Below are 14,398 nucleotides of genomic sequence, written 5' to 3'. Positions count from 1 at the left end.
CCACCCGCGACACACACTAGTCCGCCGTGGGAGAGGATGGGGCCGTGCCCGACAGCTTCTACGACCTGGTCGGCGGGGAGCCCACGTTCCGCCGGCTCGTCGCCCGGTTCTACGAGCTGGTCGCGACGGACGACCTCCTGCGACCGATGTACCCGGAGGAGGACCTGGGTCCGGCCGAGGACCGGCTGCGGACCTTCCTCGAGCAGTACTGGGGCGGCCCGACGACGTACTCCGACCAGCGCGGGCACCCGCGGCTGCGCATGCGGCACGCGCCGTTCCCGGTGAGCCCGGCGGCGCGCGACCGCTGGTTGCAGCACATGCGGACGTCGCTGACCGAGCTGCAGCTCCCGCCGCTGCCGCACGCCACCTTCTGGGACTACCTGGAGCGCGCCGCCCACGCCATGGTCAACACCTTCGACGAGGGAGCCCGATGACGACCGACCAGCGAACCGCCCGCACGCCGGAGACGGCGGAGGGGGCGCTGCAGCGCGTCCTGGACGTCCTGGACCTGCAGGAGACGGGCGAGGGGACCTTCGTCGGGTCGAGCCTGCCCAAGCCCGGCGGCCGCGTCTTCGGGGGACAGGTCCTCGCGCAGTGCGTCCTCGCTGCGGCGCGCACCGTCTCCCCCGACCGCCTCCCCCACTCGGTGCACGGGTACTTCCTGCGGCCCGGGGACGTCACCAAGCCGATCACCTTCTCGGTCGAGAACCTCCGCGACGGCCGGTCCTTCAGCGCCCGGCGCACGCACGCGCTGCAGGACGGCGTGCCCATCCTGTCGATGACGACGTCCTTCCAGGTGGAGCAGCCCGGCCTGGACCACACCGACACCCCACCGCCGTCCGTGCCGGGACCCGACAAGGTGCCGAGCGCGCTGGAGGTGCTCGCCGGCATCGACCACCCGATGGCCGACTTCTGGACCCAGGCGGCGGCGTTCGACCTGCGGCACGTCGAGGACGCCATCTACCTGGAGCCCGGACCGATGGCCAGCGGCCACCAGCTGGTCTGGATGCGGGCGCGGGCGCCGCTGCCCGACGACGAGGTCCTGCACCGCGCCCTGCTGGCGTACGCGTGCGACCAGGTGCTCCTCGAGCCGGTCCTGCGGCGGCACGGCCTCAGCTGGGCCAGCCCCGGCCTGGCGATCGCCAGCCTCGACCACGCCATGTGGTGGCACCGCCCCGTGCGCGCCGACGAGTGGCTGCTCTACGTGCAGTCCACCCCGAGCGGGCACGGCGGTCGAGGGCTGGGCGCCGCGCGGGTGTACCGCCAGGACGGCACCCTCGTGGCGACGATGGCCCAGGAGGGCATGGTCCGCACGCCGCTGGACGACTGAGCGCGGGCGGCACCTCGTCGTCGGCCGGGTGCCGTCGTCGGCGGGCCGCCGTCGGCGTTCGCCGCGACGCGGCGGGGACGGCACCGCACACTCGTGGCATGCCCCGCCTGCGCAGGTCCCGTCCCGGCGGCCCCGGCTGGACCCGTCGCAAGCAGGGTCGCGGGGTCGTCTACCTCGACGAGCGCGGGCAGCGGATCACCGACCCGGACGCCGTCGCGCGGTGCACGGACCTCGTCATCCCGCCGGCGTGGACCGACGTGTGGATCTGCCCCTGGGAGAACGGCCACATCCAGGCGCTCGGCACGGACGACGCCGGCCGGCGCCAGTACCTCTACCACCCGCAGTGGCGGCTGCGGCAGGACCGCCGCAAGCACGAGCACGTCCTGCAGGTCGCACGCCGCCTGCCGGCCGCGCGGAAGAAGGTGCGCGAGCACCTGGCGCTCCCGGGGATGCCTCGGGAGAAGGTGCTCGCCCTGGCCTTCCGGCTCCTGGACGACGCCTACTTCCGGGCCGGCGGGGAGGCGTACGCGCGGGACAACGGCAGCTACGGCCTGGCCACCGTGCGTCGCGACCACGTCCGGCTGCACCGGGACGGCGTCAGCTTCTGCTACCCGGCGAAGTCGGGTCAGGTCCGCGAGTCACGGGTCGAGGACCGTGCGGTCCTGGCGCCCGTCCGCGCCCTGCGCGAACGCGACGACGACAGCGAGGAGCTGCTCGCGTGGCAGGACGCCGACGGCGCGTGGCACGACGTCACGACCGCGGACATCGTCCAGTACGTCAAGGAGCGGCTCGGCGCCGAGGCGCGGCCCAAGGACTTCCGCACCTGGCACGCGACGGTGCTCGCGGCGGCCGGGCTGGCGGACGTGGGGACGCCGTCGTCGGAGCGCGGGCGGCGGCGCGCCGTCGCGACGGTCGTCAAGGAGGTGTCCGAGGAGCTGGGCAACACCCCGGCGGTGTGCCGCGCGTCGTACATCGACCCGCGACTGGTGGACCTGTGGGAGCGAGGTGCGACCATCGGCCGACGGCGGACCCGGGCGGCCGCGGAGCGCGCGACGCTGGAGCTGCTCGGCTGAGCCGCGCGCCCGCCCGGCCGCGGTGCTGCTGAGAGGCGCCTGACCGCCCGGCGCCCCGTCCACCCGTGACGCGGGGGCCGGGGCCGCCGTCGGACCTAGGCTGGCGCGATGGGAGCCCACGTCGCGGTCACGGGTGTCACCGGCTACGTCGGGGGGCGCCTCGTCCCCGAGCTGCTCGCGGCCGGCCACCGGGTGCGGGCGGTGGCCCGCAACCCGCAGCGGCTGCGCGGACGGCCGTGGTTCGAGCAGGTCGAGACGGCCGCGGCGGACGCCACCCACCTGGAGGAGATCCGCGCGGCACTCGAGGGCGTCGACGTCGCGTACTACCTCATCCACTCCCTCGGCACCGGTCAGCGCTTCGCCCGACGTGACCGCCTCGCCGCCCTGACGTTCGCACGTGCGGCGCGGGACGCCGGGGTGCGGCGCATCGTGTACCTCGGCGGCCTGCACCCGGAGGAGGAAGGCCTCTCCCCCCACCTGGAGTCGCGTCGCGAGGTCGAGGACATCCTCCTCGCCTCCGGCGTCCCGACGACCGTGCTGCGCGCCGCCGTGATCCTGGGGTCGGGGTCCGCGTCGTTCGAGATGATGCGGTACCTCACCGAGCGCCTGCCCGCGATGACGACGCCCCGCTGGGTGGACAACCGGATCCAGCCCATCGCCATCCGCGACGTGCTGCGGTACCTGGTCGGCAGCGTCACGATGCCGCCGGAGGTGAGCCGCGCCTTCGACATCGGCGGGCCGGAGGTGCTCACGTACCGCGACATGATGCAGCGGTACGCCGCGGTGGCGGGGCTGCGGCGCCGCATCATCGTCGGGGTGGGGGTGCTGTCGCCCCGTCTGTCGAGCCTGTGGGTGTCCTTGGTGACGCCGGTGCCCGCGTCGATCGCACGGCCGCTGGTGGAGTCCCTCGTCCACGAGGTGGTCTGCCGCGAGCACGACATCGCCCGCTGGGTGCCCGATCCGCCCGGCGGCCTCGTGCCGTTCGACGAGGCCGTGCGGCTGGCGCTCCAGCGCATCCAGGACGCCGACGTCGTGACGCGCTGGTCCTCCGCGTCGGTGCCCGGCGCGCCGAGCGACCCGCTGCCCAGCGACCCGGACTGGGCAGGCGGCTCCCTCTACCGCGACCGGCGACGCACCGAGGTGGCCGCTCCGCCCGAGGTGCTGTGGCAGGTCCTGGAGAGCATCGGCGGCGAGGTGGGCTGGTACTCGTGGCCGCTGGCGTGGCGCGTGCGGGGGGTCCTCGACCGCATCTGGGGCGGTCCCGGCCTGCGCCGTGGCCGACGCGACCCGCTGCGCCTGCTCGTGGACGACGCCGTGGACTTCTGGCGGGTCGAGGAGGTCCGGCCGGGGCGGCTGCTGCGCCTCCGGGCGGAGATGCGCGTCCCCGGGCTGGCGTGGCTGGAGCTCGCGGTCGAGCCGTCCGACACGTCCGCGGGCCGGTCCGTCATGACCCAGCTCGCGACCTTCCACCCGCAGGGGCTGCTCGGGCACCTCTACTGGTGGGCGGTGACGCCCTTCCACGGCGTGGTGTTCGGCGGGATGCAGCGGGGCATCCGCGAGGAGGCGGAGCGGCGGGCGGCGGGGGTCGCCGCCTGAGACCGGACCCCGACCTGCTCAACCGGTCGCGCGGCGGCGCATCGCCGGCGGCTCGCCGAGATAGCGGCCCCACACCGAGCGCTCGTCGTCCGTGAGCCGGCGCGGGCGCTGCGTGGCGGCGTCGATGAGCACGAGCGTGGTGATCGCCCGGGCGAACACCTCCCGCGCCGCCTCGTCCCCGCCGGTGATCTCGTAGCAGACGTCGATGCTGGCGCCGCCGAGGTGCCCCAGCCACATCTCGACCACCGCGGGCTCCCGGCGGTACGGCAACGGCAGGAGGTACTCGATCTCGGAGCGCGCCACGAGCGTGTGGGTCGAGGCGGTCGGCCCGGCGTCGAGCACGGCCGTCGGGGCTCCGAGGTCGACGTCGGCGGCGTCGACCGCCGGCGTCCCGGCGGCCGGGTGGCGCCAGAAGGCAGCGATGCGCGCCTCCTCGAGCAGCCGCAGCATGGCGACGTTGTTGACGTGGCCGTAGGCGTCGAGGTCACCCCACCGCAGCGGGACCGGCACGTGCAACCTCACGGTTCCTCCTCCCCCGCCGCGGCGGGGCGTCGTCGGTCGGGCGTCGTCAGCGCGAGCGCCCGCGGCGGCCGGGCTCGGCAGCCGCCGTGGTCGCCTCCGCGTGGCAGGCCGCCATCCTGTCGAGCACCTCGCGGACGGGCTCGACGACCCGCCGGTCGGCCACGAGTGCGACCGCCTCGTGCAGCCGTGCCGTCGCGCGTGCGGCCTGCCGGCGGGCACCGACCCCGACGGCGACCCGTGCGACCAGTGCGACGAGCAGACCGGCGAGGGCTCCGCCGAGCAGGGCGACCGTCGGCCACGGCACGTCTCCCCACCGCGGGGGCTCCGGGGCCGGCAGCTGGAGCGAGGCGAGCACCGCGAGCGCCCCGAGCCACAGGGCGCCGCCGACCAGCACGGCGAGCAGCAGCCACTGGAGCGCCCCGACGGCCGCCCACCACCCCGGCCGCCGGGCGGGCAGCACCGGCGTCGACGCCACCGCGTGGTCCAGCGCGTCCGGCAGGCCGTCGTGGTCGGGGGCGGTGCGGGCGTGCAGCACCCAAGGGTCGGGCGCGCCCTGCGTCACCTGGTCGACGTAGGCGCGCACGGCGCCCCGCGCCTTCGCCTCCTCCGCGGGACCGGGCGCCGGCAGCGACGAGCGCACGACCTCGGCGTCGGGATCCGCCTCGTCGGCGCGGCCCCCCGTACGCCCGAGGTGGAGCCTGCGGAGGGGGTCCGGTCGGAAGCGCGCCAGCCAGCGCGTCGGGGGCCAGCCGGTCGCACGGCGTCCGCGAGCCGCCCAGCCGGCACGCACGGCCGCGGTCACGAGCGGGACGCCACCGGCCCGTTCCAGGGCCACCACGAGGTCCCGCCGTGCCTGCGGCGGCGCGGACGTGGTCGGTGCCGTCACCGCGCGGATGCGCTCGGCGACCTCCCGCACGTCCGCGACGGTCCGTGCTGTCGCCGCCTCCCGGCGGCGGGCCGCGTCGTCGAGACGGTCCCGCAGCGCCTCGACACCCTCGCCCGTGCGCGCGGAGGTGAGCAGGACGGGGACGCCGGCCAGCCCGTCGTCGGCGAGGAGCCGAGCCAGGTCCGCGGCGCAGGCGTCCCGCTGGGCGGGCGGCAGCCGGTCGATCTGGTTGAGCGCGACGAGCAGCACGTCGCGGTGGCCGGTGAGGTTCCGCAGGTAGCGGTCGTGCAGCGCGGCGTCCGCGTACTTCTGCGGGTCGACGACCCACACCATGAGGTCGACGAGCGCGACGAGCCGCTCGGCCTCCAGCCGGTGCTCGACGACGACCGAGTCGTGGTCGGGCAGGTCGAGCAGCACGAGCCCGCCCTCGTCGACGGGCCGGCGGTTCCGCGCGAACCACGCGGCGTCCGCCGGGCCGTCAGGGGTGGGCTCCACCTCGAGCACGTGCCGGCGCCGCACACCGAGCCAGTCCAGGAGCGCGGCGGAGCCCTCCTCGCCGCGCACGAGCGCGAGGGCCTCCGACGTCGTCGGCCGGAGCACGTCGACGGCGGCGACGTCGACCCCCGTGACGGCGTTGACGAGCGAGGACTTGCCCGAACCGGTGGCGCCCGCGAAGGCGACCACGGTGTGGTCGGCCGACAGGCGCATGCGGTGCCCGGCGCGGTCCTCGACGGCGGCCGCGGCGACGACGACGTCCCGCGGCAGGACGTCCCGGCCGGCGACGACGGCACGCGCGAGGGCGTCGAGCCGCTCCGCGACGGTCAGCCCTCCCACAACGACCTCCACCAGCGCCGCAGACCGGACTCCGGTGGTGGCCCCTCGACGCGCACGTCGTCGGCGCGCTCGCCGGGTCCGCTGAGCACGGGCGGCAGCTCGACGGCGGCACCGAGCCAGGCGGCGTCGGCGGCGGCCCGGTGCGCGGCGGCACGCAGCCGCTGGCCTGCGGCAGGCGTGAGGTCCAGGGCGTCGACGACGGTCGCGAAGCGTCGCGCCTCGTCGTCGAGGAGCCGGTCGAACCGGGCCACGAGGTCCTCGTGCGCCGTGCGGGTCAGGCGGCGGACCGCCTCGTCGCCGAACACGGCCTCGAGGAGCCGCTGGGCGAGGACGGCCGTGCCCCCGGCGACCCCCACCTCGGCCGTCGTGAGGCCACCGGTGGAGGCGAAGATGACCACCATGAGCGTCGCGCCGAGCGCGTTGACGCCGAAGGACAGCGCCCGCGCCGTCGAGCGCTTGTCCGCGCCCTCCGTCGAGACGAGGTCGAGGACGCCGCGCTGCCACGCGCGCACCTGCTCCGCCACGCGGCCGCGCAGGTCGCCCGACGCCCGCGTGAGCCACAGGCCCTCGACCAGGCGAGCGCCCGCCGGGTCGGCACGCCACGCCGCGGCCGTCCGCTCGGCGGCCCGGTCCGCGGCGTCCACGACCAGGTCGACGAGGCCGCTGGAGATCGCCTCGGCGACCGGCTCCGGCGCGGGACGTCCGCGCAGGAAGGCCGCAGCGCGGTCCCGGAGGTTGCTCACCCGGGCCTCGATCGCCCGGAACACCTCGCCCGTGCCCACGAACTCCTGCCACCGGGCGAGGACCTCGCCCCGCAGCATCGTCCCGTCCGACGTGGCAGCGGCCACCCGCTGCCGGGCGTCGTCGTACGCCTGGTCCAGCTGCGAGCGGAGCCGGCCGGCGTGCGCGACGTGCTCGTCGACGGCCGAGGCCAGCGTCGGCACCGTCGCGAGCACGTCCTCCACGGCCCCGGCGACCGTCCGGTGGACGACCTGCTCGCGCGCCCCGCTGTCGCCGACGACGGCGCGCAGCCAGGCGTCCAGGTCCGCGACGGCCGAGCGGGGCAGGCGACCGTCGACGAGCGCCGCCTCGTCGACGGTCACGAGGCGCGCCTCGGGCAGGCCGTTCTCCGTCAGCATGCGGCCCAGGTCGGCGGCGACGGCGGTCCGCGCGGGCGGGTCGACGCGGTTGAGGACGACGGTCACGACGGCCCGACGACGCGCTGCCGCGGCGAGGAGGTCCCACGGGACGGCGTCGGCGTAGCGGGCCGCCGTCGTGACGAACACCCACAGGTCAGCGGCGCCGAGGAGCTCCTCGCCGAGCTCGCGGTTCTCCTCGACGACCGAGTCGATGTCGGGGGCGTCGAGGATCGCCAGACCGCGCGGCACGTCGACGTCCGCGACGAGCCGCAGGGCACGGCCCTGCGCGTCCCGACCGGTCACGCGCGGCAGCGTCGGGAGGATCCGGTCGGTCGCGAACCACGCCGTGTCGTCCGGGTGGTGCACCAGCACGGGCGAGCGCGTGGTGGGCCGCAGGACACCCGCGGCGGTGACCTCGCTGCCCACGAGGCTGTTGACGAGCGTCGACTTCCCCGCGCCGGTGGAGCCGCCCACGACGGCCAGCAGCGGCGCACCCATCTGCCGTACCCGGGGAAGGAGGTAGTCGTCCAGGTGCTCCACGAGACGGCGTGCGGTGCGGCGGTGGTGGTCGGCTCCCGGCAGGTCCAGCGGCAGCCGGGCGTCCTGCACGGTGGTCCGCAGGGCGGTCAGGGCCGAGAGCAGCCGGTCGGTCGAGTCCGCGTCGCCCGTCCCCGCGCCACCGGTCACCGCCTCGCCCGTCGCCGCCTCGCCCGTCACCGCCTCGCCCGTCGCCGCCTCGCCCGTCACCGGTTCGCCCGTCAGCGCGTGGCCCGTCACCGGTTCACGCGTCACTGCGTCGCCCGTCACCGGTTCACCCGTCACCGCGTCGCCCTCAGCCGTCACGGCGCCTCCTCGTCCTGGTCACCGGCCCGTGCCGGGCCGGCGCGGGCAACGCCCGCCCGCCAGTCTGTCGCAGGCGGCCCGGGTCCGCGCGTGCGTGGCTCACGCGCTGCCGACGCGACAGCGGCAGCGGCAGCGGCAGCGAGGGCCGCCCCCGTGCAGGGACGGCCCTCGCGGTGGCGGTCGCGTCAGTCGCGCGTCAGCTTGCGATACGTGACCCGGTGCGGACGCGCCGCCTCGACGCCGAGCCGCTCCACCTTGTTCTGCTCGTAGGACTCGAAGTTGCCCTCGAACCAGTACCAGGCCGCCGGGTCCTCCTCGGTGCCCTCGTAGGCGAGGATGTGCGTCGCCACGCGGTCCAGGAACCACCGGTCGTGGGAGACGACCACGGCGCAGCCGGGGAACTCCTCGAGCGCGTTCTCCAGCGAGCCGAGGGTCTCGACGTCCAGGTCGTTCGTCGGCTCGTCGAGCAGGAGGACGTTGCCGCCCTGCTTGAGCGTGAGCGCGAGGTTGAGGCGGTTGCGCTCACCGCCGGACAGGACGCCCGCCGGCTTCTGCTGGTCCGGCCCCTTGAACCCGAAGGACGCGACGTACGCCCGGGACGGGATCTCCACGTTGCCGACCTTGATGAAGTCGAGGCCGTCGGAGACGACCTCCCACAGGGTCTTCTTGGGGTCGATGCCCCCGCGGCTCTGGTCGACGTACGACAGCTGGACCGTCTCACCGATCTTGAGCTTGCCGGCGTCGAGCGGCTCGAGGCCGACGATCGTCTTGAAGAGCGTCGTCTTGCCCACGCCGTTCGGACCGATGACACCCACGATGCCGTTGCGCGGCAGCGTGAAGGACAGGCCGTCGATGAGGGTGCGGTCGCCGAAGCCCTTGCGCAGGTCCTCCGCCTCGATGACCACGCTGCCCAGGCGCGGGCCGGCGGGGATCTGGATCTCCTCGAAGTCCAGCTTCCTCGTGCGGTCCGCCTCGGCCGCCATCTCCTCGTAGCGCGCGAGGCGCGCGCGCGACTTGGTCTGGCGGGCCTTGGCCGAGGACCGGACCCACTCGAGCTCGTCCTTGAGGCGCTTGGCGAGCTTGGCGTCCTTCTTCCCCTGCACCTCCAGGCGGGCCTGCTTCTTCTCCAGGTACGTGGAGTAGTTGCCCTCGTACGGGTAGAGCCGCCCGCGGTCCACCTCGGCGATCCACTGCGCGACGTGGTCCAGGAAGTACCGGTCGTGGGTCACCGCGATGACGGCGCCGGGGTACTGCGACAGGTGCTGCTCCAGCCACAGCACGCTCTCGGCGTCGAGGTGGTTGGTGGGCTCGTCGAGCAGGAGGAGGTCGGGCTTCTCCAGGAGGAGCTTGCACAGGGCGACCCGCCGGCGCTCCCCCCCGGACAGGACCGACACGTCGGCGTCCGGCGGCGGGCAGCGCAGGGCGTCCATCGCCTGCTCGAGCTGCGCGTCCAGGTCCCAGGCACCCGCGTGGTCCAGCGCCTCCTGGAGCTCGCCCATCTCGGCCAGCAGCGCGTCGAAGTCCGCGTCGGGCAGCGCCATGAGGTCGGAGATCTCGTTGAAGCGGTCGAGCTTGCCCTTGATCTCGGCGACGCCCTCCTCGACGTTGCCGAGGACCGTCTTCTCCTCGTTCAGCGGCGGCTCCTGCAGCAGGATGCCGACGGTGTAGCCCGGGGAGAGCCGCGCCTCGCCGTTGGACGGCTGGTCGAGGCCGGCCATGATCTTGAGGATCGTCGACTTGCCGGCGCCGTTGGGCCCGACGACACCGATCTTCGCCCCGGGGTAGAAGCTCATGGTGACGTCGTCGAGGATCACCTTGTCGCCGTGCGCCTTGCGCGCCTTGTACATGGTGTAGATGAACTCAGCCACGGGTCCGGTTCGCTCCAGTCGGTGGTGGTGGGTGGTCAGGGCCGGCCCGCCGGTGGTCACCGGTCGCCGCAGCGGGGACGCGCACGCCGCCCGACGGGCCTGCTGCCGACCGCCCAGCCTACGGCGTCCGGGCCGCGCGCCCCGACCCGGCCGCCTCGAGTGCTGAACCGTCGGCCTCGGACCCCCGACCCGCCGACTCGTCGTCGCCGTCGGGGGCGACCGGCTCCTCGGCGAACTCGTCCTCGCCGACCGCGTCCGCGGGCCCGGTGGTTGCCCAGGGGTCGTCGACGACGGGGCCACCGGCAGGCGGGCGCCCCGTCCCCGACCGGGCGGCGTCCGCACCGACGTTCACCGTCCTGGTGAAGGCGGCCCGTCCACGCGTCAGGTCGTGGCCGAGCGCGACGACATCCAGCACGAGCGACATCCGCGGACCCGACTCGCCCTGCCACTCCTCGGTGCGCAGCCGCCCGGTGGCGACGACCGGGTCGCCCTTGCGGATCGACGAGCCGACGTTGAGCGCCACGTCCCGGAACGCCTTGACGGTGATCCACTCCGTCTGGCCGTCGGTCCACGCGCCTGCGCGTGGGTCGAACCGGCGCGGGGTCGTCGCGACGCGGAAGCTCGTGTACGGCACGCCGTCCCCAGAGATCTCGCGCGGCGTCGTCGCCGCCCACCCGACCACGGTCACGGTCAGTCCGCTGCCTGTCATGCGCCACCTCCAGCTCTGCGGAGCCGGTCCGTCCGGCCCCGCAGCGAGGCTGTCGCAGCACAGGGCGGAACCACCCGGGGGTCCGCGCCGCCTGGGGAGGCCGCGCCCCCGGTCGTGACTGTGGACGGCGTCGTCAGCGGGCGCGGCGGCCGGGTTCCGCCGTCGCGGCGCCCCGCACCGGTGCGTCGTCGCTCGCAGCAGCGACGTGCCCGGCGGAGTGACCCGTCGCGGCGCGCCGGACGGCGCGGTGATCGGCATGGACGGCGCGGGTCGGGACGACGAGCGCCTCGTCGACGACCCCGCCCAGCACCGTCCGCACCTCGGCGAGGAGCCGTGCTGCCCGAGCCCGCCGGTCCCGGTCCGCGGCACCCCGAGCCCCCACGGCGGCCGCACCCGCGGCGAGCAGCGCCACGAGAGCCGCGGCTCCGAGCACGAGCGCCACGACCGTCCCGTCGGCCACGACGACGCCGACGATGACCGCGGCCACCGCGAGCACCCCACCGACGACGGCGAGCGCCACCGCCACGCTCCGGCGTCGGTGTGCCGCCGAGAGGTCGGTGGGCGTGAGGTCGACCGCGGTCACCGCCCGGTCCGCCTCCTCGCGCAGCCCGTCCGCGCTGGGCACCGACGCGTCCACCGCCTCGCGCCACGGCAGCGGCAGGGGCCCCGCGACCTCGTCGAGCCACGAGCGGCGGACGACGGCGACGCGCTCCGCGTCGGCCGGCACCAGCTCCGGCACGGCCCCCGCGACGACCGCCTCCGCACCGGCGTCCGCGCCCACGAGTCGGACGAGCTCCTCGACGGTCGCGTCCCGCGGCAGGTTCCGCGGCTCGCCGTCCGCGACCGAGGCCGCCAGGGCCCGTGACGCGTCCGCGAGCTCGGCGTCCGCCCGTCGCTCGGCCTGCCCCCGACCGGCGACCGCCCGCGCGATCGCGGCGCGCAGCACGGGCACCCCGTCGCCCGTCGTCGCCGACGCGGCGTGGACGGGGACGTCGGCCAGACCGTCCTCGCGCAGCAGCCGGGCGATGTCGTTCAGGAGGGCGCCCTGGGAGCCCACCGGCACCGTGTCGACCTGGTTGAGGACGACGAGCATCGAGCCCTCGTGCCCGACGAGGTGGCGCAGGTAGCCGGTGTGCAGGGCGTCGTCGGCGTACTTCTGGGGGTCGACGACCCACACGAGCAGGTCCACCATCGGCAGCAGCCGGTCCACGACGGCGCGGTGCTCCTCCGCCACCGAGTCGTGGTCGGGCAGGTCGAGCAGCACGAGGCCCCGCAGACCCGCCTGCGTGTCGCCGTCCAGGGCGCTCTCCCGCTCGATGCGGCGGTCCGGGGCCACCCCGAGCCAGTCCAGCAGCGGATCCGCGCCGCCCCAGGTGCACGCCGTGACGGCGGAGGTGGTCGGCCGCCGCGCACCCACGTCGGCGAACCTCAGCCCCGAGAGGGCGTTGAAGAGGCTGGACTTGCCGGAGCCCGTCCCGCCCACCAGCGCCACGACCGTGTGGTCGACACCGAGGGCCAGCCGCTCGCGGACCGCGGCCAGGGACCGCCGCGCCACGCCGACGGCGTCCTCGGGCAGCCGGCCACCGCCCCGGACCAGGGCCTCCTCGAGGTCCGCGACGCGGTGCAGCAGTCCACGGGTCCGCGGGCCTGCAGCGTCCGGCGGGAGGTCGGTCATGTCAGCCCCTTCAGGACGGCGAGCCGCAGGCGCAGGCGCGACGCGGCGTCGTCGGCGAGGTCGGGTGCGGACAGCACGGCGCGCGCCGGGTCCGCCCCGGCGGCGGCCTGCGCACGGACGCGGGCCGCGAGGTCGTCCTGCAGCCGTCGGACGGCCGTCGCCGTCGCCTCCGCCCCGAGCACGCCGGTGAGCAGGACGCCCGCGGCACCGAGCCCGGCCGCGGCGGCCGCGAGGAGGGTGGCCGCGCCGTCGGACCCGACGCCCTTGACGAGGCGGTCCACGGCGCCGGCGCTCCTCCGGTCACCCGCACCCAGCTCCTGCAGGACGGACGCGGCGAGGCCGACCCACGCGGCGGCGTCGCCGGCGCCGTGGCCGGCGGGGACGTCGGTCGGCCCGACCGCGTCGAGCAGCCCCGGCGCACCGGGCAGCGCGCTGCGCTCCAGGGCGCCGAGGACGCCGTCCTGCGCGTGCCGGCGCGCCGCGGTCAGCAGCACGGTCGCGGACGTCAGCAGCTCCGCACGCAGGGACGCGAGCGCCTCCGCGCGCGCCTCCAGCCCGCGGCGGGTCCAGCGCCCGGCGAGCGGACCCCGGGCGCCGCCGACGGCGGCCCACCGGGCACGCACCGGGCCGTCCGCCGCCGCCCCGCCGCGGACCGCCAGCTCGGCGCGCTGAGCAGGCGCCTCGAGCGCCTCCTCCACGACGCGCTCGAGGCCGGCACGGGCGTCCACCTGCGCCTGGACGGCCTCGGCGAGCTCGTCGACCCAGGGCCGCAGCGCCTTGAGCGTGCCGCGCTGCGTGCGCAGGATGACGGAGCGGGCGCGGTCCGCGCCGGCGACCATGGCGAGCCAGCGCCGCACGGGCGCGACGACACCCGCCGCCAGCAGACCGTGACGCGGACCTTCGTCGGGCACGACGAAGAGCGGCACCGTGGTCATGCCGCGGTCGCGCAGCCGCTGCATGAGGTCCGATCGGACGGTGGTCATCGCGTCCGCCGGGACGCGGTTGAGGACCATGGCCATCGACGTGCCACGCTCGGCCGCCTGCGCGAGCGCCTGCCAGGGCACCGCGTCGCCGTAGCGAGCCGCGGTCGTGACGAAGACCCAGAGGTCCGCGGCGTCGAGCAGCCGCTGCGCGACGGTCCGGTTGGACGCCAGGAGGGAGTCCAGGTCCGGGGCGTCGACGAGGGCGATGCCGCGCGGCACCTCCTCGCGGACGACGACGTCCACGTCCTCCAGCAGCGGGTGGCGCTCGAGCAGCTCGGCGTCGGCGGGGTGGTGCGCCAGGACGGGACGTCGCGTCGTGGGACGGAGCACCCCGGCCGGCGAGACCTCCTCGCCGACGACGGAGTTGACGAGGGTCGACTTCCCCGCGCCGGTGCTGCCGGCGACGACGACGACGGCCGGGGCGGACAGCTCACGCAGGCGCGGGAGGAGCTGGTCGTCGAGCTGCTCGAGCAGCTCGCGCCGCCGCTGCTCGGCGCGGTCGGCCCCGGCGAGGCGCAGCACGAAGCGCGTGCGGTCGAGGTCCCGACGCAGGTCGCCGACGGCGTCCAGGAGGTAGTCGCTGGCGCGGGGCCGCGGCTCGGCGTCGTCGCCGCCCTCACCCGGCGCACCGGCACGCCCACGCCCCACGCGCGGCGCCGAGGCGGAGCGGTCGACGTCAGCGGGCACGGCGCAATCCTCCCGTGCGCGGGGGTGTGGACCAAACGCGCGCGCCGGAGCGGGAGGAGCGGGACGGCACCTCGTCCGGCGCAGGGAGCAGCAGGTGGACCAGCGCGTCGACCAGCACGTCCACCGGCACGTCGACCAGGAAGGCCAGTACTCTGGGCGGGCCCCTCGGGCGCCGGCCCCCGTAGCTCAGTGGATAGAGCATCGGACTTCTAATCCGCAGGTCGCAGGTTCGAATCCTGCCGGGGGCGCCCGC

At 75.9% G+C, this 14,398-nt stretch carries 11 protein-coding genes and 1 tRNA gene; 5 read left to right on the top strand and 7 right to left on the bottom strand.

Going from position 1 to position 14,398, the window contains the following annotated elements; genetic code table 11:
* Positions 1-44: 44 nt before the first annotated feature.
* The 4 genes from LG379_RS07765 to LG379_RS07750 all read left to right on the top strand — a co-directional run bounded on the left by LG379_RS07765 (position 45) and on the right by LG379_RS07750 (position 3,999).
* Entirely contained in the window at positions 45-434 is a 390-nt protein-coding gene (locus tag LG379_RS07765; RefSeq protein WP_225754017.1) for a globin, read from the top strand.
* Positions 431-1,330: an acyl-CoA thioesterase II gene (locus LG379_RS07760; protein ID WP_225754016.1), complete on the top strand. Its 900-nt coding sequence runs from the start codon at positions 431-433 to the stop codon at positions 1,328-1,330. Before LG379_RS07765 ends, LG379_RS07760 begins: the two co-directional genes overlap by 4 nt.
* A gap of 98 nt (positions 1,331-1,428) precedes the next feature.
* Positions 1,429-2,403 (top strand): DNA topoisomerase IB, encoded by a 975-nt coding sequence (locus LG379_RS07755; protein WP_225754015.1) that lies wholly within the window; start codon positions 1,429-1,431, stop codon positions 2,401-2,403.
* 108 nt (positions 2,404-2,511) lie between these two features.
* Positions 2,512-3,999, top strand: coding sequence for an SDR family oxidoreductase (locus LG379_RS07750; protein ID WP_225754014.1), 1,488 nt, complete (start codon positions 2,512-2,514; stop codon positions 3,997-3,999).
* Between the two features lie 18 nt (positions 4,000-4,017).
* On the opposite strand, the gene LG379_RS07745 is transcribed toward LG379_RS07750, so the two are convergent.
* From LG379_RS07745 to LG379_RS07715, 7 genes are all read right to left on the bottom strand, one after another.
* Positions 4,018-4,521 carry a thioesterase family protein gene (locus LG379_RS07745; RefSeq protein WP_225754013.1) on the bottom strand — a complete coding sequence of 168 codons (504 nt, stop codon included), beginning with the start codon at positions 4,519-4,521 and terminating at the stop codon, positions 4,018-4,020.
* A gap of 46 nt (positions 4,522-4,567) precedes the next feature.
* A complete protein-coding gene (locus tag LG379_RS07740; protein WP_225754012.1) occupies positions 4,568-6,241 on the bottom strand; it encodes a GTPase in 1,674 nt (557 codons plus the stop codon).
* Positions 6,229-8,223: an ABC transporter gene (locus LG379_RS07735; RefSeq protein ID WP_225754011.1), complete on the bottom strand. Its 1,995-nt coding sequence runs from the start codon at positions 8,221-8,223 to the stop codon at positions 6,229-6,231. Before LG379_RS07735 ends, LG379_RS07740 begins: the two co-directional genes overlap by 13 nt.
* A 185-nt stretch (positions 8,224-8,408) precedes the next feature.
* A complete protein-coding gene (ettA, locus tag LG379_RS07730) occupies positions 8,409-10,091 on the bottom strand; it encodes an energy-dependent translational throttle protein EttA (protein WP_225754010.1) in 1,683 nt (560 codons plus the stop codon).
* 118 nt (positions 10,092-10,209) lie between these two features.
* Positions 10,210-10,800 carry a single-stranded DNA-binding protein gene (locus tag LG379_RS07725; protein WP_225754009.1) on the bottom strand — a complete coding sequence of 197 codons (591 nt, stop codon included), beginning with the start codon at positions 10,798-10,800 and terminating at the stop codon, positions 10,210-10,212.
* 133 nt (positions 10,801-10,933) lie between these two features.
* The gene (locus tag LG379_RS07720; RefSeq protein WP_225754008.1) at positions 10,934-12,475 is read right to left on the bottom strand and encodes a GTPase; all 1,542 of its coding nucleotides are present in this window, start codon (positions 12,473-12,475) and stop codon (positions 10,934-10,936) included.
* Positions 12,472-14,145: a dynamin family protein gene (locus LG379_RS07715; RefSeq protein WP_225754007.1), complete on the bottom strand. Its 1,674-nt coding sequence runs from the start codon at positions 14,143-14,145 to the stop codon at positions 12,472-12,474. Before LG379_RS07715 ends, LG379_RS07720 begins: the two co-directional genes overlap by 4 nt.
* Before the next feature lie 175 nt (positions 14,146-14,320).
* Here LG379_RS07715 and LG379_RS07710 point away from each other — a divergent pair.
* Positions 14,321-14,393: transfer RNA gene (locus tag LG379_RS07710), tRNA-Arg, on the top strand.
* Positions 14,394-14,398 lie beyond the last annotated feature (5 nt).

The organism is Actinotalea sp. Marseille-Q4924, assembly GCF_916618755.1.
Lineage (GTDB): Bacteria > Actinomycetota > Actinomycetes > Actinomycetales > Cellulomonadaceae > Actinotalea.
Note: the sequence above shows the minus strand (reverse complement) of the source record. Positions and strands in the feature narration are given on the sequence as shown.